This is a genomic window from Labrys okinawensis (assembly GCF_002982075.1).
Classification (GTDB): Bacteria; Pseudomonadota; Alphaproteobacteria; order Rhizobiales; family Labraceae; genus Labrys; species Labrys okinawensis_A.
In genome coordinates this window covers 118,274-140,669 of sequence record NZ_PUEJ01000010.1, presented here as the reverse complement: position 1 = coordinate 140,669, position 22,396 = coordinate 118,274, and the positions used below count along the sequence as shown (strand labels likewise).

The window sequence follows — 22,396 nt, the reverse complement described above, 5'->3', positions numbered from 1 at the left end:
AAAGCCCGGGTCACGGCCAGACCTTCCAGGGCGCTTTGCCCTGCGCCCACAATTGTTCGAGATGGTTCTTGTCGCGCAAGGTATCCATGGGCTGCCAGAACCCGCCATGCCGATAGGCCATCAAATCGCCGGAGGCGGCCAGAGCCTCGAGCGGCGCACCTTCCCAGGAAGTCTGGTCTGCCTCGATCAGGTCGACCACGCTCGGTTCCAGCACGAAGAAGCCGCCATTGATCAGCGCATTGTCGCCGGGCGGCTTTTCGATGAAACGGGTGACCTTGTCACCCTCGAGCGACAGGGAGCCGTAGCGGCCGGGAGGGATCACGCCCGTCAGCGTGGCGCGCTTGCCATGCTTCTTGTGGAAGGCGATGAGCGCGCCGATGTCGACGTCGGAGACGCCGTCGCCATAGGTGAAGCAGAAGGATTCGCCCGGCGTCAGGAAAGGGGCGACCCGTTTCAGCCGGCCGCCCGTCATGCTGGTCTCGCCGGTGTCCACCATGGTGACCCGCCAGGGCTCAGCCTTCTGGTTATGGTAGATGACCTCGTTCTTTTCGGCGTCGATCGTCACATCCGCATTGTGCAGGAAGTAGTTGGAGAAATACTCCTTGATCATATAGCCCTTGTAGCCCAGGCAGATCACGAAATCGTTGATGCCGTAATGGCTGTAGATCTTCATGATGTGCCAGAGGATCGGCCGGCCTCCGATCTCGATCATCGGTTTGGGGCGCAGATGCGATTCTTCGGAAATGCGCGTGCCCATGCCGCCAGCGAGAATGATTGCTTTCAAGGTCTGATCCGATAGACAGAGGTGGGTGGCGCGGCTATAGCCGCTTGGCTGTTCCTTGGCAATCAAACGGCAGAAATGGCCCGCGTCAAATCCGGATTTCGAAAGCGTTTCAATATCCGCTACTGGCGCTGGCTGGCGGCACGGGCGACTATTGGCAGGATCAGCCTGCTGCGGCGTCGTTTTTCCTTCTATCCGCGCGGAGTCGATCCTGAGATCGCCGCGACCCTTGTCATCGAGGACCGCAAGGCCGAGATGGCGACTTCGTTCACACCGGAAGAATGCGCTTTCGTGCGGGACCGGTGCTGGCCCTATGACACCTTGGCGCGCGAATGGCGGGGAGGCGTCACGGTTCCGGTGCAGGAACTGGCCCTGACGATAAGTCCCGCGGAACTGCTTGGCCATGTCAGCCGCGTTTTCGCGCCCGATCGGGAAGGCGTGGTGATACGCGACGTGGAATGGGTGAATTGGAACTTCGCCAGGGCCAAGCGGCTTCGCGTTCTGCCCGCCCTTGCAGGGCGTTGTCATCTCTTGGCTCGGACGGACAATTATTATCATGCGCTCTTTGAGGACCTGGTTCCGGTCGTCAACTACCTCGAGCGCTTTCACCCCAAGGGCATGCCGCTCACCCTGCTGCTGCCGCCTTCGCGCCTGGAAAGCCTGAACCTAGGCTGCGCCCTGCTGGAGCAGGCCTATCCGGGCGTGCGCGTCATCGCCATGCCGGACGATGCCAAAGTGGCGGTCGAGGAGGCGCTGTGGCTTTCCTTCGATGCCGGTAATGCCGAATGGAGCTTTGCCGATGCCGCTCCCGTCCAGCGGCTGGCGGACCTTTTCCGCGCGCACTACGGGGTGCCCGCCGGCCGCGGCCGGCGCATCTTCTTTTCGCGGGGAAACAGCAAGATCCGGCGCCTGCTCAATGAAGATGCGCTCTGGGACATTGCAAGAGGGCATGGTTTCGAGCGATTCGAGGCCAAGGGCGACAATCATGCCGAACAGGTTCGCCTGTTCTCCCAGGCTGACGCCGTTATCGGCGTGCATGGCGCCGGACTCGGCAATCTGGCGTTCTGCCGGCCCGGAACGCAGGTGATCGAGCTTTTTCCCGCGAATTTCACCAAGAGCACCTATCTGTGGCTGAGCAGGCGCCTCGGCCTCGATTATGGCTGGCTCATCGGCGAGCCCGGTGATTATGACCAGGCGTTCGCGTTGAACGAAAACCTGCTGCGCGACAAGCTCCAGTCACTTCCCCCCTCTTCCTGATGATGGTGGTCTGTCTCGGCGAGGGGCTCACGATCGACCGCGCCATCGGTTTGGCCCTGGCTCGTGCCGGCGCCTTCCGTGTTTCCAGGAGGCCGATCGGTTCCTGAGCGGCTCTGCCGCGAGCCGTGAAGACAGTAAAATCCCTGGCATCGTCCAGGGATGCTCCGATATGGTCGCTCCATGCAATTTCAAACCATTTCCTCGCGCCATTTTCTCGGCGTGCAATCCTCCTTTACCGGCAAGGCCTGGCGAGAAAGGCTGGATGCACAGGGCCAGATGCAGGCTGTGACGCTCGCCCAGCGCTCCGGCCAGCCTGAGCTGCTGGCGCGCATTCTTGCCGGCAGAGGCGTCGCGGCCGAGGAGGCGGAGGCCTACCTGGCTCCTACGCTGCGCCACTACATGCCCGATCCCTCCCGCCTGACCGATATGGACAAGGCGGCGGAACGGCTGGCCGATGCCGTGATGGCGCGCGAGAGCATCGCCATTTTCGGCGATTATGACGTCGACGGCGCGACCTCTGCAGCGCTGCTTGCCGGGTGGCTGCGCGAGGTCGGCGTACCGGCCCGCATCCACATTCCCGATCGCATCTATGAAGGCTACGGTCCGAATGAGGAGGCGATTCGCCTGTTGCGGGCCGAGGGCGCGAGCCTGCTGGTAACGGTGGATTGTGGCACGACGAGCGTCGATGTTCTCGGCAAGGCCACTGAACTCGGCTTCGAGACACTGGTCGTCGATCATCACCAGGCCGGCGAAGTGCTGCCGCCGGCGGTAGCGGTGGTCAACCCCAACCGTCTCGATGATCTCTCCGGTCAGGGACATCTATGTGCCTGCGGGGTCACCTTCATGCTTCTCGTCGCGGCCAGCCGAACTCTGCGACAGCGCGGTTGGTGGCGGGAACGGCCCGAGCCGGACCTGATGGCGCGCCTCGACCTCGTTGCTCTGGGAACGGTGGCGGATGTGGTGCCGCTCAAGGGGCTCAATCGGGCCTTCGTGGCGCGAGGCCTTGCCGTAATGCGCCAACGCCAGCGTGCCGGCCTGCGCGCACTGATGGATATGGCCCGTCTGGACGGGCCGCCACGGCCTTATCATCTGGGCTTCCTGCTCGGCCCGCGCATCAATGCGGGCGGTCGCATCGGCGATGCTGCGCTCGGCGCCAGGCTGTTGATGAGCGAGGATGGCGAGGAGGCGGCTTCGATCGCCGCGACATTGGACCGGCTCAACCGGGAGCGCCAGACGGTTGAGGCCATCATGCTGGAGGAAGCGCTGGCCGAGGCCGTCGCCGCCCTCGGCATGGAGGAGACGGGCGCGACGGTGGTAACGGCGTCGCGAAATTGGCACCCCGGGGTCGTCGGTCTGGTCGCCGCTCGCCTGAAGGAGCGCTTCGGCCGGCCTGCCTTCGCGATCGCCTTCAACAAGGATGGAGTTGGCACCGGATCCGGGCGCTCGATCGGCGGCGTGGATCTGGGCAAGGCCGTAAGGCAGGCGGTGGAGCGCGGCCTCGTCTTCAAGGGCGGCGGCCACGCCATGGCGGCAGGCATCACCTTGGGCCAGAACCAACTCGGCGCCTTCCGAGCCTATCTGGAAGCGGAACTCGCATCCGCCGTCGAGACCGCACGGGCAGATGCAGCCCTGGAGATCGACGGAGCGCTCGCAGCCGGCGGTGCGACCACCGGCCTGATCGAGATGCTCGAAAAAGCCGGCCCGTTCGGCCAGGGCAATCCCGAGCCCGTGCTGGCGCTGCCGAGCCACCAGCTCGCCTTCGTCGATACGGTTGGTGAGGCCCATTTGCGGCTTCGCCTCAAGGCGCATGACGGTGCCATGCTCGACGCCATCGCCTTCCGCTCGGTCGGGCAGCCTCTGGGCGATGGCCTCATCGGCCATCGCGGCAGGGCCCTGCATGTCGCCGGCACCTTGAGTGTCGATCGCTATGGCGGGCGCGAGCGCGTGCAGTTGCGCGTGCTCGACGCCGCGCCGGCCATGGGCTGAATGGTTTACACGGGCGGCGGGTTGCGCTCGGCGAAGCCGCGCTGGTGCCAGTAGGGATAGGGCAGGGTGACGGTACTGGCTTCGTCCAGACGGGCGATCTGCTCCGGCGTGAGCGACCAGCCTATGGCGCCGAGATTTTCGTGCAACTGCGCCTCGTCGCGCGCGCCGATGATCACGCTGGCGACGGTGGGCCGCTGCAGCAGCCAGTTCAGGGCGATCTGGGGCACGCTCTTTCCGGTTTCGCCGGCGATGGCGTCGATCGCATCGACGACGCGATAGAGCAACTCATCGCTCACCGGCGGACCGTCGGCGGCAGTCTGGTGCAGGCGGCTGCGCTCCGGCAGCGGCGCACCCCGGCGCAGCTTTCCGGTCAGGCGCCCCCAGCCGAGCGGGCTCCACACCACGGCGCCGACCTTCTGGTCGAGACCGAGCGGCATCAGCTCCCATTCATAGTCGCGGCCGATCAGGGAATAATAGGCCTGGTGGGCGACATAGCGCGGCAGCCCGTAACGGTCCGAGGCCGCCAGGGACTTCGCCAGATGCCAGCCGGAGAAATTGGAGACGCCGATATAGCGGATCTTTCCGGCACGGATCAGATCGTCGAAGGTCTGCAGCACTTCCTCCACCGGCGTGAGCGCGTCGAAGCCGTGCAGCTGGAACAGGTCGATATAGTCGGTGCCGAGCCGCTTCAACGCCTCGTCGACGGCATCGGTGAGATGGAAGCGGGAAGAGCCGACATCGTTCGGCCCCGGTCCGGAGCGGAAGGTCGCCTTGGTCGAGATAACAACCCGGTCGCGGCGGCCGGCGATCGCCTTGCCGAGAATTTCCTCGGCCAGGCCCGACGAATAAATATCGGCGCTGTCGAACATGGTGACGCCGGCATCGATGCAGATGTCGAGCAGGCGCCGGGCGCCTTCCGCATCGGTCGAACCCCAGGCCTTGAAGAAGTCACCGCCGCCGCCGAAGGTTCCGGTACCCAGGCTGAGGGCCGGCACCTTGAAGCCCGAGCCGCCTAACTGACGATATTCCATGGAGTTTCCTCTTTGCTGCGGAGAGCGGCACAACGGCCGGAAAAGACGATCAATGTCTCGCCAATAGGCAGCGCCGATGCAATCGCGCGGCTTGCCGGCAGGCACAAAGTAAGCGCAATTGTCAGAGGATATTCTGGCTGTGGTGGAACGACAATCTCAATCGAGCGCCGCTCCGGAAAAGTGATGAAACCACCAGGTCTTGTATGCGACCGCCAACATCCGACTGGCGACGAGGCCGGTCGGACGCGCCGAACTCACGGGGTGGCCGATGCTTTGAGTATCTTGGATTTGGAAATGTTTTTATCTCGTGTTTCTATAGCTTTGGCGCGATTTTTTATAGCGAGGTCGAAGTTGGGTTTGATGTGTATGGCCTGATTGAAATCCGCGATCGCGCTATCATAATCACCGGCGTTGAAATGGGTTATCCCTCGATCATTGTAGGCTTCGGCGTAGGTGGGATCGATATTGATCGCCAGATTGAAGTCGGCGATCGCCCGGTCGCGATTTCCCAGATCATCATAACTGGAGCCACGGTGCCGATAGGCAAGCGCATAGCTGGGCTTGATGCGAATGGCCTGGTTGAAGTCTTGGATCGCGCGGGCATGGTCACCCTTGTTGTTGTAGGTCACACCGCGATTCATGAAGGCAACCGCACTATCGGGGTCGATCCGGATAGCCTCGTCGTAGTCGCGGAGGGCGCGGTCGTAATCGCCTTGCCTGTCGAACGCGATGCCCCGGTTCCGATAGGCAAGGGCATAGTTGGGCTTGATACGAATGGCCTGACTGTAATCGGCAAGTGCACGATCGCGATCGCCTTTGTCGTCATGGGCGTTGCCACGGTTGTTGAAGGCAGCGGCATAATTGGGGTCGAAGACTACGGCTTGGTCGTAATCCCGGATCGCATGCTCGTAGTCGCCCTTGTCATAGTAAGCATTGGCTCGCCCGTAATATGCCCTGGCATAATTCGGCTTGATTCGAATGGCTTGGTCGTAATCTCGCATCGCTCGGTCATAGTCGCCCTTGTCGGCGTAAGCGCCACCCCGATTGTTGAACGCGATGGCAAAATTGGGATCGAGCCGGATAGCCTGATCGTAATCCTGGATGGCGCGATCGCGGTCCCCCTTGTCGTCATAGGCGTTCCCGCGACCGTTATAGGCGATGGCGTGGTCGGGCTTGATGCGAATAGCCTGGTCATAATCCTGAATGGCACGGCTATATTCGCCCTTGTCGTAATAAGCGTTGCCGCGATTTGAGTAGGCAGTGACATATTCCGGGTCTATGCGGATGGCTTCGTCGTAATCTCGGATGGCCCGATCGTAGTCGCCCTTGTTCTTGTGGGAGACGCCGCGATTGTTGAAGGCGTAGGCATAATCCGGCTTGAAGCGGATGGCCTGATCATAGTCGCGGATGGCTCGGTCATACTCGCCCCTGTCGTCATAGATGCTGCCGCGGTTGTTGAGTGCATAGGCGTAGTCCGGCTTTATGCGAATGGCCTGATCATAATCGCGGATGGCACGGTCATATTCGCCCTTGTCGCGATAGGCGCTTCCTCGACTATTGAGGGCATAGGCATAATCCGGTTTGAGCCGGATGGCCTCATCGAAATCCCGAATAGCTCGGTCGTGATCTCCCTTGTCGTCATAGGCTTTGCCGCGGCCATTGTAGGCGACGGCATAGTCGGGCTTGATGCGAATGGCTTGGTCGTAGTCTCGGATGGCGCGATCATACGCGCCTTTATCGTGATAAGCGCTGGCGCGGTTGTTGAAGGGAACTGCATCGTCTGGATCGAGGCTGATGGCGCGATCATAATCCGCGATAGCGCGGTCGTAGTCACCCCTGTTGGCATAGGCATTACCCCGGTTGCCAAGCGCGAGCGCATAGTTGGGGTCCAGTCGTATGGCCTGGTCAAAGTCTTGGAGCGCGCGCTCTCGATCGCCCTTGTCGCTATAGGCGTTGCCGCGATTGTTGTACGCATAGGCGTAATCGGGTTTCAGCAATATGGCCTGGTCGTAGTCCGCGATGGCACGCACCACGTCGCCCTTGCGCTGATAGGCTACGCCCCTATTGTAGAAAGCGGCTACCAGATCGGCCTGAGGCTTTCCGGCTAACGAAATTAGCCAACTGCATCCGGCAATGGTCTGGTCATTGGTGGATTTCGTATCGAAACAAAATGACTCCGCCTGCTTGGGCGAGATCTTCTTGGCGATCCCTGTTGCCGGGACTAGCGATAACAAAACCGTTATTACCCACAGTGCTGGCGTTTTATTCACCCAAGACCTCGCCCAGAGAAACCATCCTCGGCCGCAATAGAACTCATCTTAGCGATATCGAAAAGGCCCTATGTGTTCTCCGCGGAACTGTTTGCGCAGCTTTATTTTAGCCGCTCCGGCAGCGTTCGGCACCTTGGTGTGCTCTTTCCGGGCCGCAACCCTGGCAGGGAAATCTTGTCTAGGGGATAGGTAACAGTCCGCCGACGACCAACTGCCGATGGATGGCGATGATCTCGTCCTCGCCGAGGCGCCCTTTCGGATCATACCAGCCGACCACGCCGGTGAGCTGGGCGATGATCGCGAAGGTGGCAATAGTCACGTCCGGCACATTCAGCGCGCCGCTCCTGGTTCCCTCTGCCAGGATCTGCTCCAGGCGCCGTTCATAATCGCGCCGCAGGCCGGTCACGACGGCACGGTTCTGCGGCTCGAGACTGCGCAGCTCCGAATTGTTGACGAAGACTTCCATCCGCCGGGTCAGGTGATAGCGCAAATGGAATTCTATGAAGGTGTCCAGGCGGGCGAGGGGGCTCTCGATGCCGGCCAGCGCTGCGTCGAGAGCTTCGGTCAGCCTCGTCATGTGCTCGACCAGGAAATCGAACAGCAGGGCCTGCTTGGTGGTGATGTGGTTGTAGAGCGAGCCGGGCTGGATCCCGACGATCTGGGCGAGATCCCTCAGGCTCATCCCCTCGTAACCATGCTCGAAGATCAGGCGCAGACCGGCGGCCCGGATCGCCTCCGCGGTCTTGCTGCCATCCGATCCAGCCTTGCGCGCCATGTGAAACCGCTTGCGGAGAAACCCGCTCCCGACTATAGAAACAAACGTCCGTTCGTTTATGATCCAATCGAGGCCGCATCGCAAGCGGCTTGCAACAGGCAAGGCGGTCTGCATGCCGATCATAGGGAGTACAATCGATCGGCGGTCGGAGACGTTTCAGCGCAATCATGATGCGCTGGCAGCGCTCACCGCTGAACTGAGGGAGCGCATTCAACGCGCTGGTGGCGGCGGTTCGGCGTCCGCGCGCGAAAAGCACCTCAAGCGCGGCAAATTGCTGCCGCGTGATCGCATCGAACTGCTTCTCGACGCCGGAGCCCCTTTTCTGGAGCTTTCCCAGCTTGCCGCCTTCGGCCTCTATCGCGACGAGGTGCCGGCTGCCGGGCTGATCACCGGCATCGGCCGCCTTTCGGGCCGGGAATGCATGATCGTCGCCAACGACGCCACGGTGAAGGGCGGCACCTATTTCCCGATGACGGTGAAGAAGCATCTGCGGGCGCAAGCCATCGCCGCCGAAAACCATCTGCCTTGCGTCTATCTGGTCGATTCCGGCGGAGCCTTCCTGCCCAAGCAGGATGAGGTCTTTCCGGATCGCGAGCATTTCGGCCGCATTTTCTTCAACCAGGCTCGCCTGTCGGCGGCCGGCATCCCGCAGATCGCGGTGGTGATGGGTAGCTCCACCGCAGGCGGCGCCTATGTGCCGGCCATGGCCGATCAGGTGGTGATGGTGCGCAATCAGGCCACCATATTCCTCGGCGGCCCGCCGCTGGTGAAGGCCGCCACGGGCGAGACGGTCAGCGCGGAGGTGCTGGGCGGCACCGATACGCACACCCGCACCTCAGGCGTGGCCGATTATGCCGCCGAGAACGACGCTCATGCCCTCGGCATTGCCCGGGAGATCGTCGTCAACCTCAATCGCCGCAAACATGATGCCGGTGACATCGAAGCGCCGAAGCCGCCTCTCTACGATCCCAGGGAGATCTATGGCATCGTCTCGGCCGATCCGCGCAAGCCCTATGACGTCAGGCAGATCATCGCCCGGCTGGTCGACGGTTCCGAGTTCGACGAGTTCAAGGCCGATTTCGGCAATACGCTGGTCACCGGCTTTGCCCGGATCTGGGGTTATCCCATCGGCATCATCGCCAACAACGGCATTCTCTTCTCCGAATCGGCGTTGAAGGGCGCTCATTTCATCGAGCTTGCCTGCCAGCGCGGCATTCCCTTGCTCTTCCTCCAGAACATCACAGGCTTCATGGTCGGCCGGGACTATGAAGCGGGCGGCATCGCCAAGGACGGCGCCAAGCTGGTGGCGGCGGTGGCGGCGGCGAACGTGCCGAAATTCACAGTGGTGATCGGCAACAGCTTCGGCGCCGGCAATTATGCCATGTGCGGCCGTGCCTATGATCCCCGCTTCCTGTGGATGTGGCCCAACGCCCGCATCTCCGTGATGGGAGGCGAGCAGGCCGCCAATGTTTTGGCGCAGGTGCGCCGGGATGCCGCCGGGACCGATGAGTCCAAAATCGATGCCGAGGCCGAAGAGGCCTTCAAGGCGCCGATCCGGGCTCAATATGAGGAGCAGGGCAACCCCTATTACTCGACGGCGCGGCTGTGGGACGACGGCATCATCGATCCCGCGGAAACGCGCATGGTCCTGGCGCTGGCGTTATCGGCGTCGCGCAATGCGCCAGCCAGGGAGACACGCTTCGGCGTGTTCCGGATGTGAGTTTGCGGGTGGAGCGGGACGGTTCGGTCGCGGTCCTCACGCTGGACCGTCCCGAGGTGCTGAATGCCTTCGACGAAGGTCTCATCGCCGAATTGACCAGGGCCTTTGCCGAAGCGGGCACCGACGCCGCTGTGCGGGCGGTGCTGCTGCAAGCCGAGGGCAAGGCCTTCTCGGCCGGGGCGGATCTTGCCTGGATGCGCCGCGCCGCGGATGCCTCGCCGGAGGACAATCTGGCCGATGCCCGTCAGCTTGCCGAACTGATGCGGGTGGTCGATACCTGCCCCAAGCCGACGCTCGTGAGGGTGCAGGGGGCCGCCTTCGGCGGGGCCGTGGGCCTTGTGGCCTGCTGCGACATCGCCATCGCCGTGCCGCAGGCGCGCTTCTCCCTCAGCGAGGTGCGGCTCGGCCTCATCCCCGGCGCGATCAGCCCTTATGTGATCAGGGCGATCGGGCAGCGCGCCGCACGCCGCCTCTTCCTCACGGCCGAACGCTTCTCGGCCGATGAGGCGCTGAGATATGGGCTGATCCATGAAATAGCGGCACCAGAAACCCTGGACCAGGCGGTGCAGCGTTGTCTCTCGGACATCCTCGCGGGTGGCCCCGAGGCCATCGCTGCCGCCAAGAAACTGGCGGTCGACATGGCCGGGCCGATCACGGCCGAGCGCATCGAGGAAAGCGCCCGGCGTATCGCCACGATCCGCAGCTCGAGCGAGGCGCGCGAGGGGCTCGCCGCCTTCTTCGCCAAGCGCAAGCCGGGATGGATGTCATGATCACTCCTCAGCCCAGACCCATTCGCGTGCTGCTGATCGCCAATCGCGGCGAGATTGCCGTGCGCATCATCCGTACCGCCCGCGCCATGGGTATCCGCACCGTCGCCGTCTATTCGGATGCCGATGCCGACAGTCTCGCCGTGTCCCTCGCCGATCGCGCATTGCGCATCGGCCCGGCGCCTTCGCGCGAAAGCTATCTGTCCATCGAGGCTCTGATTGCCGCCGCCAAGGCGAGCGGGGCAGACGCGATCCATCCCGGCTATGGCTTCCTCGCCGAGAAAGCCGAGTTTGCGCGGGCCTGCGCGGCGGCTGACATAACCTTCGTCGGTCCGTCGGCAGAGACCATTCTCGCCATGGGTGACAAGGCGCAGGCGCGTTCCCGCATGGCGGCAGCCGGCGTACCGGTGCTGTCGGGCTATGAGGGAGAGGACCAGGGCGTCGATACGCTGGTCAAGGCAGCGGAGGCGATCGGCTTTCCTGTCCTGCTCAAGCCTTCGGCGGGCGGGGGCGGCAAGGGCATGCATGTGGTTGCCAGGGCGGAGGATCTCCCGGCCGCCCTCCAGGCGGCCCAGCGTGAGGCCCGCTCCTCCTTCGGTGACGATCGCATGGTGATCGAGCGCTATCTGCAGAGCGCGCGCCATGTCGAGGTGCAGGTCTTCGCCGACCACCACGGCAACACGGTGCATCTGTTCGACCGCGATTGTTCGGTGCAGCGTCGGCACCAGAAGGTGATCGAGGAGGCGCCGGCGCCGGACCTGCCGCCGGCCTTGCGCGCCGGCCTGCATCAGGCGGCGATCACCTGCGCGCGATCGGTCGATTATGTCGGCGCCGGCACCGTTGAGTTCCTGGTTGCCGACGACCATTTCTACTTCATGGAGATGAATACGAGGCTGCAGGTCGAGCATCCGGTGACGGAGGCGGTCACCGGCCTCGACCTCGTGTCCTGGCAGTTGCGTGTGGCGGGAGGGGCGCCGCTGCCGCTGGGGCAGGAGGCGATCGTCTGCACCGGACATGCGCTGGAGGCGCGCCTGTGCGCCGAGGATCCCGCCGGTGGCTTCCTGCCGAGCATCGGCAGGATCGAGCATCTCGCTCTTCCCGATCGTCTTTCCGGTATCCGCGTCGACAGTGGCTTTCGCGGCGGCGACACCATTTCTATGCATTACGATTCCCTGTTGGCCAAGGTGATCGCCATGGGTGTCGACCGGCCCGAAGCCATCGCCCGGCTCGGGTCCGGGCTCGATGCCGTCGAGGTAGTCGGCCCCCATACCAACAGGGATTTCCTCGCCGCCATCATTCGCCATCCGGCTTTTGCGGAAGGCGGCGTCGATACCCGTTTCATCGAACGCCACCAGGCCGAATTGCTGGCGCCCGCGCCCCATCCCTCCGACGACGTGATCGCTGCTGCCGCCTTCTTCGCCCTGCGGGGCGTGGAGAACGAGGCTGATCGCCGCGATCCCGCCGATCCTCACTCGCCATGGGGCGACAGCAGCGGCTGGCGCCTGTCGGGGGCCGCGCGGCGCGCGGTGGAACTCGCCTGGGGCGATACGCTCATCCGAGCCGACGTGTCCTGGCGGGCAGGGGGATATGAGCTGCAGCTGGCCGATCGGCTGGTGAGCGTGAGCGGCGCGGTCGCTGCGGATGGCACGGCGAGGCTGCGGGTGGGCGAGGCCGTTCTCAGTGCCCGCGCCATCCGGTCTGGAGAGACATTGACGCTGTTCGTCGACGGCCGCTCCTATGGTTTCGGGCTGCGCGATCCCCGCAAGCCGCGTGGTGTCGAAAGTGAAGGCGGCGGCCGGATCCTGTCGCCGATGCCCGGCCTCGTTCTGTCTGTGAGCGCCGTCGCTGGAGAGGCGGTCGAGAAGGGGCAGGCCCTGGTGGTGATCGAAGCCATGAAGATGGAGCATACGGTCTCGGCGCCACGCGCGGGTGTGGTCAAGATGGTCGATGTCGCCATCGGCGATCAGGTCGCTGCCGGGGCCGAACTGGTGGTGCTGGAGGTCGCGCCATGAGCCGGGCAGGTCGCGTCGAGATATTCGAGGTCGGGCCCCGCGACGGCCTCCAGAACGAAAGCAGGGTGTTGCCCGTCGAGACCCGGATCGCCATGATCCGCGACCTGGCCGCGGCCGGGCTGCGGACGGTGGAGGCCGGCAGCTTCGTCTCGCCGAGGAATCTGCCGCAGATGGCTGGGACCGCCGAAGTGCTGGCCGGGCTGTCCGGCTTGACCCGGCCGTCATTTTCCGGAGAGTCGATCTCCAGGTCGACCAGCGACGGTACACAGGGGGGCGATCTGGAGATCGACCCTCCGAACCCGATCAACTTGCCTGTGCTGGTGCCCAATGCCCGCGGCTTCGCCGATGCGCTGGCAGCGAAGGCCAGGCATATCGCCGTGTTTGCCGCCGCCTCCGAGAGCTTCAGCCGCCGCAACATCAATCGCGGCATCGAGGAGAGCCTTGCCGAATACAGGCCGATCGTGGCCGGGGCTCTGGCGGCGGGATTGAAGGTCAGGGGATATGTGAGCTGCGTGCTCGGCTGTCCCTATGAGGGACATGTGCCCGTCTCCGCCGCGGTTTCCGTGGCGACGGCGCTGGCCTCGATGGGCTGCCAGGAGATCTCTCTGGGCGACACCATCGGTGTGGGAACGCCCGATGCGGCGCGCGCGATGACGGCGGCGGTGGCCAGCGAGATCGGCATGCAGCGCGTTGCCGTGCATTTCCACGACACCTATGGCCAGGCGCTCGCCAATGTCCTGGCCTGCCTGGAACTCGGCGTTACCGTGGTGGATTCCTCCGTCGCCGGCCTTGGTGGCTGCCCCTATGCGCCGGGAGCGAGCGGAAACCTGGCGACCGAGGATCTCGTTTACATGCTCGAGGGCCTCGGCGTCGAAACCGGAGTGGATCTCGACAGGGTTGCGGCGGTGGGCAGGACTGTCTGCGCGGCGCTGGGAGCAGCCCCGCGCTCACGCACGGGCCAGGCCTTGGCGGCCAAGATAAAATAATGCGAAATATCAGGGAGAACGCTCATGTATGACGGCGGCCTGAACTTCAACCTCGGTGAGGATATCGAGGAATTGCGCCGCATGGTGCAGCGTTTCGCAGCGGAAAAGATCGCGCCGCGCGCCGCCGCCATCGATCGCGACAATGCCTTTCCGCGTGACCTGTGGCCCGAGCTGGGCGCCCTCGGCCTGCTCGGCATCACCGCCGAGCCGGAGTATGGCGGCTCGGGCATGGGTTATCTCGCTCATTGCGTCGCGATGGAGGAAATCAGCCGGGCGTCCGGTGCTGTCGGCCTCTCCTACGGCGCTCATTCCAATCTCTGCGTCAACCAGCTCACCCGCCATGCCACCCCCGAGCAGAAGCAGCGTTATTTGCCCAGGCTGATCTCGGGCGAGCATGTCGGCTCGCTCGCCATGTCGGAGGCCGGATCCGGCTCGGACGTGGTGTCGATGGCACTTCGAGCCGAAGCCCGCGACGGCGGCTATGTCCTCAACGGCACCAAGATGTGGATCACCAACGGGCCCGATGCCGATGTGCTGGTGGTCTATGCCAAGACGGACCCCGCCGCCGGGCCGAAGGGCATTTCCACCTTCATCGTCGAACGTGGTTTTGCCGGCTTTCGCACCTCGCCCAAGCTCGACAAGCTCGGCATGCGCGGCTCCAGCACCTGCGAACTGGTGTTCGAGGATTGCTTTGTGCCTGCCGCCAATCTGCTCGGCAAGGCCGGCGACGGCGTGCGTATCCTGATGTCCGGACTCGATTTCGAGCGCGTGGTGCTGGCGGGCGGTCCGCTCGGGCTGATGGCGGCGGCGCTCGATCTGGTGGTGCCCTATGTGCATGAGCGCAAGCAGTTCGGCGAGGCGATCGGCACGTTCCAGCTGATGCAGGGCAAGCTCGCCGACATCTATACGATCACCAATGCCTCGCGGGCCTATACCTACGCCGTTGCCTCGGCCTGCGACCGCGGCGAGGTCGCCCGCAAGGATGCCGCCGGCTGCATCCTCTATGCGGCCGAGAACGCCACGAAGGTTGCGCTCGAGGCCATCCAGGCCTTGGGCGGCAACGGCTACATCAACGATTTCCCGGCCGGACGCCTGCTGCGCGACGCCAAGCTCTATGAGATCGGCGCCGGCACCTCGGAGATCCGGCGCATGCTGATCGGCCGCGAGATCTTCCGCGAGACGAGCTGACATTGCAGGACACGCCGAAACGACACGACCAGACGCATTCTCATGCCAGCCGGACATTATCACGTCCTGGGAGCGCCCGTTCGATGACCAAGAAGACCACGCTCAGCCTGCACATTCCGGAAGCCCGCTTCCGGCCGGGCGACACGCCCGATTTCAGCTATCTCAAACTGCCTGGGGCCGGCGAAGCCCAACGGCCGCCGGTGACTGCCGTCGCCTCCGAGACGCGCGACCTGGCCTTCGGTCTCGTGAGGGTGCTCGACGATGAGGGCAGGGCGGTCGGCCCCTGGGACCCCAAGCTCGATGCCGACACCTTGCGCAAGGCCCTGCGCGCCATGATGCTGACGCGCTATTTCGATGACCAGATGTTCAAGGCCCAGCGCCAGGGCAAGACCTCCTTCTACATGAAATGCACGGGCGAGGAGGCGGTGGCGGTGGGCCAGGCGCTGGCCTTGGAAGCCGGCGACATGTGCTTCCCGACCTATCGCCAGCAGGGCCTCCTGGTCGCACGCGGCTGGCCGCTGATCGATATGATGTCCCAGATCTATTCAAACGCACAGGACCGGCTGAAGGGGCGGCAATTGCCGGTGCTTTATTCGGCCAAGGACGCCGGCTTCTTCTCCATCTCCGGCAATCTCGCCACCCAGGTGCCGCAGGCCGTCGGCTGGGCCATGGCCTCTGCCTATAAGCGCGACCGGCGCATTGCCGCGGCCTGGATCGGCGATGGCTCCTCGGCCGAAGGCGATTTCCACCACGGCATGGTGTTCGCCTCCGTCTATCACGCGCCGGTGCTGATCAATCTCGTCAACAATCAATGGGCGATCTCATCCAGCCAGGGCGTTGCCGGGGGCGAGGAGGCAACCTTCGCCTCGCGCGCCATCGGTTTCGGCATGCCGGGCATCAGGGTCGATGGCAACGATCTGCTCGCCGTGTATGCCGTGACGCGCTGGGCTGCCGAGCGGGCGCGTTCCAATCATGGCCCGACCCTGATCGAGCTCTTCACCTACCGCGTCGCCGCCCATTCCACCAGCGACGACCCTGGCCGCTATCGCCCCGGCGATGAGGAGAAGTACTGGCCCTTCGGCGATCCGGTAGAGCGCCTGAAGCGCCATCTCATCCGCGTGGGCGAATGGAGCGAAGAGCGGCATCAGACGCAGGCCAAGGAATTGCAGGCCGAGGTCAAGGCCGCCAATATCGAGGCCCAGCGCCATGGTATTCTCAGCGACGGGCCGCATCACGGCAACGAGACCATGTTCGAGGATGTGTTCAAGGAGATGCCCTGGCATCTCAAGGAGCAACTGGCCGAACTCACCCGCTTCGAGGCCACCAGGGAAGCCGCCAATAAGAAGGAGGGTGAATGATGCCCGCCATGAACATGGTGCAGGCCCTCAACTCGGCCATGGACGTCCTGCTCAAGAACGATCCCAACGTGCTGGTTTTCGGCGAGGATGTCGGCTTCTTCGGTGGCGTGTTCCGCTGCACCGACGGTTTGCAGCAGCGCTACAGTTCCCAGCGCGTCTTCGATGCCCCGATCGCCGAAGGCGGCCTGATCGCCATCGCCATCGGCATGGGGGCCTATGGTCTCCGGCCGATCGTCGAGTGCCAGTTCGCCGATTACATCTATCCCGGCTTCGACCAGATCGTCTCGGAAGCGGCGCGCCTGCGCTATCGCTCGGGTGGAGAGTTCACCTCGCCGATCACCATCCGCTCGCCCTATGGCGGCGGCATTTTCGGGGGGCAGACCCATAGCCAGAGCCCGGAAGGCCTGTTCAGCCACGTCTGCGGCATCAAGACGGTGATCCCCTCCAACCCCTATGACGCCAAGGGCCTCCTGATCAGCGCGGTCGAGGATGACGACCCCGTATTGTTCTTCGAGCCCAAGCGTCTCTACAACGGTCCCTTTGACGGCCATCACGACCGCCCTTTGAAACCCTGGACCGACCAGGCCGGGGCTGATGTGCCGGCGGGACATTACAAGGTGCCGCTCGGCAAGGCCGCGATCATCAGGGAGGGCAGCGACCTCACCATCCTCGCCTATGGCACCATGGTGCACGTGGCGCTCACGGCGACGCAGGAGACGGAGATCGATGCCGAGATCATCGATCTCAGAACGATCCTGCCTGTCGATATCGAGACGATCGAGGAATCGGTGAAGAAGACGGGCCGCTGCCTGATCGTGCATGAGGCCACGCGGACGGGCGGCTTCGGCGCCGAATTGTCGGCCCTGGTGCAGGAACGCTGCTTCCACCATCTGGAAGCCCCGATCGAGCGCGTCACCGGCTGGGATACGCCTTATCCCCATACCTTCGAATGGCAATATTTCCCCGGACCGAGGCGGGTGGGGAAAGGCATGCGCAAAGTGATGGCTGGCTGAGCGGAAGGCTTGGACTTTACGCTCCCCATCGAGGGGAGGGTGAGAATCTATACCCCTGCGCTTGAAATGACGCGGGCAGGTTGAGCGGGAGACGATCATGAGCAATTTCGTGTTCAAACTGCCGGATGTCGGCGAAGGCATCGCCCAGGCCGAGATTGTCGCCTGGCATGCGGAGATCGGCCAGGAGATCCAGGAGGACGATCCCCTGGTCGATGTGATGACCGACAAGGCGACGGTGGAGATCACCTCGCCCGTCTCCGGGCGCATCCTCTCGCGCCATGCCGAGGTCGGCGTGATGGCCTCGATCGGCAGTGAATTGGTGGTGATCGAGACCGGCGGCAAGGCCGAAACTCCCATAGCCGGGCCAGCGCCCGCCCCGGCGCCAACGTCTGCCAAGCCTGCCAAGGCGCCGGCCAAGGCCGCTTCGGCTCCGGCCCCGGCACAGGCCGCTGCGACTGCCGCCGTACCGCCATCTCCGGCGGCCCCGGCAGGGTCAGGCAAGGTTCTGGCCGCCCCGGCCGTACGTTCCCGCATGGCCGCCCTCGGGCTGGACGGCAGCAAGATCCGCGGCAGCGGGCCCGACGGGCGGATAGAGCATGGCGATCTCGACGAGTATCTGACGCGCAGCCAGCCCCAACTCCAGGCTGAGCCCTCGCCTCCGCCCGCCCGCCCGCCGGTGCCGCCGCCACCCATGCTCGGCGATGACGGCATCGAGGACATCAAGGTGATCGGCCTGCGCCGCCAGATTGCCGAGCGCATGCTGGAAGCCAAGCGCAGCGTGCCGCATTTCACCTATGTCGAGGAGATCGACGTCACCGCCCTCGAAGCGGTGCGCGCCGAGATCAACACTGCGGCCGTCGGCTGGCCGAAGCTGACGCTGCTGCCCTTCCTGATCAAGGCGATGGTGCGCGGCATTGCCCAGCACCCCATCGTCAATGCCCGCTACGATGCCGAGGCGGCCGTCATCCACCGCTACAATGCCGTGCATATCGGCGTGGCGACCCAGACGCCCCGCGGACTGGTCGTCCCGGTGATCCGCCATGCCGAAGCGTTGACGCTGCATCAGCTCGCCGCCGAGATCGCCAGGCTCAGCGAACTCGCCAGGGCCGGCAAGGCGAGCCGCGAGGTGCTGACCGGCTCGACCATCACCGTCTCAAGCCTGGGCGCGCTCGGCGGCATCGCGGCGACGCCGATCATCAATCCACCGGAGGTCGCCATCGTCGGCGTCAACAAGATCGTCGAACGGCCGGCGGTGAAGGATGGCCAGATCGTCGTCGCCAAGCTGATGAATCTGTCTTCCTCCTTCGATCACCGCATCGTCGACGGCTTCGATGCCGCCGCCTTCATCAAGACGGTGAAGGGAGAATTGGAGGCGCCGGTTCGGCTGATGGTATAACGCCTTCCCGGTGCGGGTTTCGAGGATGCCGGCCCATCCGACATCCGATCAGAACAGCGATTGCAGCCAGTTGAGTCCCAGCGCACCGGGCGCGAGCACCCCGAAGGCCCAGATCACGGCCGAGGCGGCGTTCACGAGCTGAAAGGCGAGGGCCGGCATCTGGCAGATGCCGGCCACCAGCGGCACCGAGGCCCTGAGCGGTCCGAGGAAACGGCCGAAGAAGACGCCGAGCGCACCCCATCTCTCAAAGAAGCGATGGCCCCGCGGCAAGAGATTCGGGTAGCGCGACAGCGGCCAATAATGGGCAACGCGATGCTCGAGTTTCAGGCCGATCCAATAGGACAGCCAATCCCCCAGAAAGGCCCCCAGCGCCGCCGCGGCCCAGAACGGCCAAAGCGACATGCCGCTTTCGCCGATCAGGAAGCCGATACCGAGCAGAATGACGGTCGCCGGCAGCAGCAGCGAGACGAAGGCGAGCGATTCCCCGAAGGCCAGCAGCAGCACGACGAGGTTACCCCAGGCTTCATGCGCGCGAACGAATGCGACGACGGACTGGGTGATATCGGCGATTGTCATGGGAAATATGTGGGAACCAGAGCATCGAACTAGCGGAGGTCATCCGGCTGATATCGATGCTTGGGTTCGAAAATGTGGCGCGCCCTAGGGGAATCGAACCCCTCTCTCCACCGTGAAAGGGTGGCGTCCTGACCGATAGACGAAGGGCGCGGCGGGGCGGACATATAGAGGGGGGAATCGCAGGCGGCAAGAGGAATATGCCGCCTTTGTGAAATTAGTTGCGTGAGGCGCTTTTGGTGCCGTTTTTGGGGCCAAAAGCGCCGTTTCACCAAACGCCGGTGTTCGCCATCGAAGCCCAGGGCTCGGCCGGGGGCAGAGAATCGCCCTTTTGCAGGATCTCGATGGAGATCAGGTCCGGCGAGCGCACGAAGGCCATGTGACCGTCCCGCGGCGGGCGGTTGATGGTGACGCCGGCCTGCTGCAGCTTGGCGCAGAAGGCGTAGATGTCGTCGACCTCATAGGCGAGATGGCCGAAATTACGGGCGCTGCCGTAGTCTTCCGTATCCCAGTTATAGGTCAGCTCGAGGGCAGGGGCCTTGCCGGCCTTGAAGGCTTCGAGATCCTCGGGAGCGACCAGGAAGACCAGGGTGAAGCGACCCTTTTCGTTTTCATAGCGACGGGCCTCGACCAAGCCGAAGATGTCGACATAGAATTTGAGCGAGGCATCGAGGTCGCGAACGCGAACCATGGTGTGCAGATATTTCATTGGATCCTCATCGCAATTGGAGAAGTTAGGCCTAATGCCGATTGCCGCCGCCGACAAGGATGCCATGCGCCGCGAGAAACTACTTCGCTTCGCCGAGATGCTGAAAGCCGCCGACCGCGTCGTTGCCTTCACCGGTGCCGGACTGTCGACGGAGGCCGGTATCCCCGATTTCCGCTCGCCCGGCGGACGCTGGAGCCGGATGAAGCCGATTTCTTTCGAAGCATTCCTGGCCGGCGACGAGGCCCGGCGCGAGAGCTGGCGCCGGCGCTTCGACATGGATGACGAGATCCGCCTGGCCCGGCCGACACGGGGGCATCTGGCGATCGCCTCCTGGGTGCGGGCAGGCAAATGTCCGGCGGTGATCACGCAGAATATCGACAATCTGCATCAGGCTTCCGGCATTCCTGCCGACGCCGTGGTGGAAGTACATGGCAATACCACCTATGCGACGTGTCTCGACTGCGCCAGGCGCTATGAGATCGCTGCCCTGCGGGAGCCGTTCCTGGCGAGCGGGAAGGCGCCGTGCTGCGACGATTGCGGCGGTTTCATCAAGACGGCGACGATTTCCTTTGGGCAGCCCATGCCGGAGACTGTGATGCGGCGCGCCACCGAACTTGCCAAGACTTGCGATCTTTTCGTGGTGGTCGGCTCGTCCCTGGTCGTCTATCCGGCCGCCGATCTGCCGCGCCTTGCCCATCGCCAGGGCGCTCGCGTGGTCATCGTCAACCGGGAGGAGACGCCGGGGGATGCCTATGCGGAGCTGTTGCTGAGGGGAGAGATCGGCGATCTGCTGGCGGATTTCGTCCTGTAAATATGGCCCGATTATCGAGAGTTCGTCGATTTTAGGGACGTTTTGCGATTGTATGAAGATGAGGCACAAAAATGTTAATTCGGGCTTTCCGTTGAGCCAGGGGGTGTTATCGTAGCAGCGTCAAGAATCGTGCGGCGGCCCAGTCCGTGGGCAATGTGTTGGATGGCGTAGATGGGTACGAACGATTTTGAAGCGAGGTTCGAGCCAGTTCGCGACTCCGGGGGACATCCGGACGAGAGGCCGGCAGGCCTGCTGGAGGTCGCCGGCACCATCAAGTGGTTCGATATTGCCAAGGGCTATGGGTTCATCGTTCCGGACAATGGCGGACAGGATATCCTGCTTCATGTCAGTGTCTTGCGCCGCGACGGATACCAGGCAGCCTTCGAGGGCTCGCGTGTCGTCGTCGAGGCGACGCAGCGCGCCAAAGGCCTCCAGGTATTCCGCATCCTGTCCATGGATGAGTCGACCGCCGTCCATCCCGCCCAGTTGCCGCCGGCGCGCACCCATGTGCAGGTGACCCCGACGGGTGGTTTCGAGCCGACCACGGTGAAATGGTTCAATCGCCTGCGCGGTTTCGGCTTCGTCTCCAGGGGTGACGGCACCCCGGATATTTTTGTCCATATGGAGACACTCAGGCGCTTCGGCATCATGGACCTGAAGCCGGGGCAGATCCTGATGGTGCGCTTCGGTACCGGGCCAAAGGGGCTGATGGCTGCCGAGCTCAAGCTCGCCGATGGGCCCTCAGGGCCGCAATCGCATTGATGCGAATGCGTAAGAGCTCTTTTCTTTCAATAATTTACGCCACTATCCTCGCTCTGTTCATGAGTATTGGAGGCGTTGCGGCCTTGCGTGCAGAGGATGGCGTGTTCGAGCCATTGTCGATCGCGACCGCAGGCGGCAAGCACGACTTCCAGGTCGAGGTCATGCGCAGCGAGGACGAGCAGCGGCGCGGCATGATGTTCCGGCGCAGCCTGGATGCGGACAAGGGCATGCTCTTTCCGTTTCCGGCCGAACGCATCGCTTCGTTCTGGATGGAGAACACCTATGTCTCGCTCGACATGATCTTCATCCGCAGCGACGGTACGATCCAGCGGATCGAAAAGCGGGCCGAGCCCCTGTCGACGCGTACCATCATGTCCGGCGCGCCGGTGCTTGCCGTTTTGGAGGTGGTGGCCGGAACGGCGGACAAGTTGGGCATCAAGCCCGGCGACAAGGTGAGCTACCCGATCTTCAAGCCTTGACGACCCGATCTGGGCGAACAACTTTTTGAAATCGGGGTCCCCAGACCCTTGCGGTTCTCTGCGAGGCCCCTTAGTAAGCTCACATTCGTCCTGAACGGGGTATGGCGCAGCCTGGTAGCGCGATAGTTTTGGGTACTATAGGTCGCAGGTTCGAATCCTGCTGCCCCGACCAGCGACGGATGAGACGAAAGGCGGACGGCGAACGATGACAGCGAGAATCTACAAGCCGGCACGTACGGCCATGCAGTCCGGTTCGGCGAAGACCAAGGACTGGCTCCTGGAGTTTGAGCCTGAGGAGCCGCGCTCGGTCGAGCCGCTGATGGGCTGGACGTCCTCGGGCGACATGAAGCAGCAGGTCAAGCTGCGTTTTGCGACCAAGGAAGAGGCCATCGCCTACGCCACCCGCAACGGCATCGCCTATCAGCTCTTCGAGCCGCAGGAAGCGACGACGAAAATCGTGTCCTACTCGGACAACTTCAAGGTATCGCGCATCGGTCAGTGGACCCATTGAGCGATTGCGCC

The 22,396-nt window shown here is 63.7% G+C and carries 20 protein-coding genes and 2 tRNA genes; 15 read left to right on the top strand and 7 right to left on the bottom strand.

The genetic code is table 11. The annotated features are described in order from the left end of the window. Positions 1-10: 10 nt before the first annotated feature. Complete coding sequence (gene rfbF, locus C5L14_RS23970; protein WP_105864710.1) at positions 11-784, bottom strand: glucose-1-phosphate cytidylyltransferase; 774 nt, start codon at positions 782-784, stop codon at positions 11-13. Positions 785-859: 75 nt separating this feature from the next. Here rfbF and C5L14_RS23965 point away from each other — a divergent pair, with 75 nt between their 5' ends. Both C5L14_RS23965 and recJ read left to right on the top strand, forming a co-directional pair. Beyond that, positions 860-2,038, top strand: coding sequence for a glycosyltransferase family 61 protein (locus C5L14_RS23965; RefSeq protein ID WP_105864592.1), 1,179 nt, complete (start codon positions 860-862; stop codon positions 2,036-2,038). Positions 2,039-2,218: 180 nt separating this feature from the next. Continuing rightward, complete coding sequence (gene recJ / locus C5L14_RS23960; RefSeq protein WP_105864591.1) at positions 2,219-4,024, top strand: single-stranded-DNA-specific exonuclease RecJ; 1,806 nt, start codon at positions 2,219-2,221, stop codon at positions 4,022-4,024. A 5-nt stretch (positions 4,025-4,029) separates the two neighbouring features. Here recJ and C5L14_RS23955 read toward each other — a convergent pair whose 3' ends face one another. The 3 genes from C5L14_RS23955 to C5L14_RS23945 all read right to left on the bottom strand — a co-directional run bounded on the left by C5L14_RS23955 (position 4,030) and on the right by C5L14_RS23945 (position 8,100). Then, positions 4,030-5,055 (bottom strand): aldo/keto reductase, encoded by a 1,026-nt coding sequence (locus C5L14_RS23955; protein WP_105864590.1) that lies wholly within the window; start codon positions 5,053-5,055, stop codon positions 4,030-4,032. A 254-nt stretch (positions 5,056-5,309) separates the two neighbouring features. After that, the gene (locus C5L14_RS23950) at positions 5,310-7,325 is read right to left on the bottom strand and encodes a tetratricopeptide repeat protein (protein ID WP_105864589.1); all 2,016 of its coding nucleotides are present in this window, start codon (positions 7,323-7,325) and stop codon (positions 5,310-5,312) included. Between the two features lie 178 nt (positions 7,326-7,503). Beyond that, positions 7,504-8,100, bottom strand: a complete 597-nt coding sequence (locus tag C5L14_RS23945; RefSeq protein ID WP_105864588.1) for a TetR/AcrR family transcriptional regulator — start codon at positions 8,098-8,100, stop codon at positions 7,504-7,506. Positions 8,101-8,212: 112 nt separating this feature from the next. Between C5L14_RS23945 and C5L14_RS23940 the strand changes: the two genes are divergently transcribed. The 8 genes from C5L14_RS23940 (at position 8,213) to C5L14_RS23905 (ending at position 18,540) form a co-directional block, all read left to right on the top strand. Beyond that, complete coding sequence (locus C5L14_RS23940; protein ID WP_105864709.1) at positions 8,213-9,820, top strand: carboxyl transferase domain-containing protein; 1,608 nt, start codon at positions 8,213-8,215, stop codon at positions 9,818-9,820. A gap of 8 nt (positions 9,821-9,828) precedes the next feature. Next, positions 9,829-10,590 (top strand): enoyl-CoA hydratase-related protein, encoded by a 762-nt coding sequence (locus C5L14_RS23935; protein WP_245443556.1) that lies wholly within the window; start codon positions 9,829-9,831, stop codon positions 10,588-10,590. Further along, a complete protein-coding gene (locus C5L14_RS23930) occupies positions 10,587-12,599 on the top strand; it encodes an acetyl/propionyl/methylcrotonyl-CoA carboxylase subunit alpha (protein ID WP_105864708.1) in 2,013 nt (670 codons plus the stop codon). Before C5L14_RS23935 ends, C5L14_RS23930 begins: the two co-directional genes overlap by 4 nt. Next, positions 12,596-13,585 carry a hydroxymethylglutaryl-CoA lyase gene (locus C5L14_RS23925; protein WP_105864586.1) on the top strand — a complete coding sequence of 330 codons (990 nt, stop codon included), beginning with the start codon at positions 12,596-12,598 and terminating at the stop codon, positions 13,583-13,585. Before C5L14_RS23930 ends, C5L14_RS23925 begins: the two co-directional genes overlap by 4 nt. 24 nt (positions 13,586-13,609) lie before the next feature. Further along, positions 13,610-14,773: an isovaleryl-CoA dehydrogenase gene (locus C5L14_RS23920; RefSeq protein ID WP_105864585.1), complete on the top strand. Its 1,164-nt coding sequence runs from the start codon at positions 13,610-13,612 to the stop codon at positions 14,771-14,773. Positions 14,774-14,856: 83 nt separating this feature from the next. After that, the gene (locus C5L14_RS23915; protein ID WP_105864584.1) at positions 14,857-16,131 is read left to right on the top strand and encodes a thiamine pyrophosphate-dependent enzyme; all 1,275 of its coding nucleotides are present in this window, start codon (positions 14,857-14,859) and stop codon (positions 16,129-16,131) included. Next, entirely contained in the window at positions 16,131-17,144 is a 1,014-nt protein-coding gene (locus tag C5L14_RS23910; protein ID WP_210203287.1) for an alpha-ketoacid dehydrogenase subunit beta, read from the top strand. Before C5L14_RS23915 ends, C5L14_RS23910 begins: the two co-directional genes overlap by 1 nt. A gap of 97 nt (positions 17,145-17,241) precedes the next feature. Further along, a complete protein-coding gene (locus C5L14_RS23905) occupies positions 17,242-18,540 on the top strand; it encodes a dihydrolipoamide acetyltransferase family protein (RefSeq protein WP_105864583.1) in 1,299 nt (432 codons plus the stop codon). A gap of 48 nt (positions 18,541-18,588) precedes the next feature. Here the strand turns inward: C5L14_RS23905 and C5L14_RS23900 are convergent, their stop codons facing one another. The 3 genes from C5L14_RS23900 to C5L14_RS23890 form a co-directional block, all read right to left on the bottom strand. After that, the gene (locus C5L14_RS23900) at positions 18,589-19,116 is read right to left on the bottom strand and encodes a DedA family protein (RefSeq protein ID WP_105864582.1); all 528 of its coding nucleotides are present in this window, start codon (positions 19,114-19,116) and stop codon (positions 18,589-18,591) included. 75 nt (positions 19,117-19,191) lie between these two features. Then, a tRNA-Glu gene (locus tag C5L14_RS23895) sits at positions 19,192-19,266 on the bottom strand. A gap of 115 nt (positions 19,267-19,381) precedes the next feature. Next, positions 19,382-19,822: a VOC family protein gene (locus tag C5L14_RS23890; RefSeq protein ID WP_105864581.1), complete on the bottom strand. Its 441-nt coding sequence runs from the start codon at positions 19,820-19,822 to the stop codon at positions 19,382-19,384. A gap of 34 nt (positions 19,823-19,856) precedes the next feature. On the opposite strand from C5L14_RS23890, the gene C5L14_RS23885 reads away from it, so the two are divergent. The 5 genes from C5L14_RS23885 to C5L14_RS23865 all read left to right on the top strand — a co-directional run bounded on the left by C5L14_RS23885 (position 19,857) and on the right by C5L14_RS23865 (position 22,385). Next, positions 19,857-20,633: an SIR2 family NAD-dependent protein deacylase gene (locus tag C5L14_RS23885; RefSeq protein WP_245443537.1), complete on the top strand. Its 777-nt coding sequence runs from the start codon at positions 19,857-19,859 to the stop codon at positions 20,631-20,633. A 171-nt stretch (positions 20,634-20,804) separates the two neighbouring features. Beyond that, positions 20,805-21,395 (top strand): cold-shock protein, encoded by a 591-nt coding sequence (locus tag C5L14_RS23880; protein ID WP_105864580.1) that lies wholly within the window; start codon positions 20,805-20,807, stop codon positions 21,393-21,395. Positions 21,396-21,478: 83 nt separating this feature from the next. Then, positions 21,479-21,874: a DUF192 domain-containing protein gene (locus C5L14_RS23875; RefSeq protein ID WP_342588432.1), complete on the top strand. Its 396-nt coding sequence runs from the start codon at positions 21,479-21,481 to the stop codon at positions 21,872-21,874. Between the two features lie 95 nt (positions 21,875-21,969). Beyond that, a tRNA-Pro gene (locus tag C5L14_RS23870) sits at positions 21,970-22,046 on the top strand. A gap of 33 nt (positions 22,047-22,079) precedes the next feature. After that, entirely contained in the window at positions 22,080-22,385 is a 306-nt protein-coding gene (locus tag C5L14_RS23865; RefSeq protein ID WP_105864578.1) for an ETC complex I subunit, read from the top strand. Positions 22,386-22,396 lie beyond the last annotated feature (11 nt).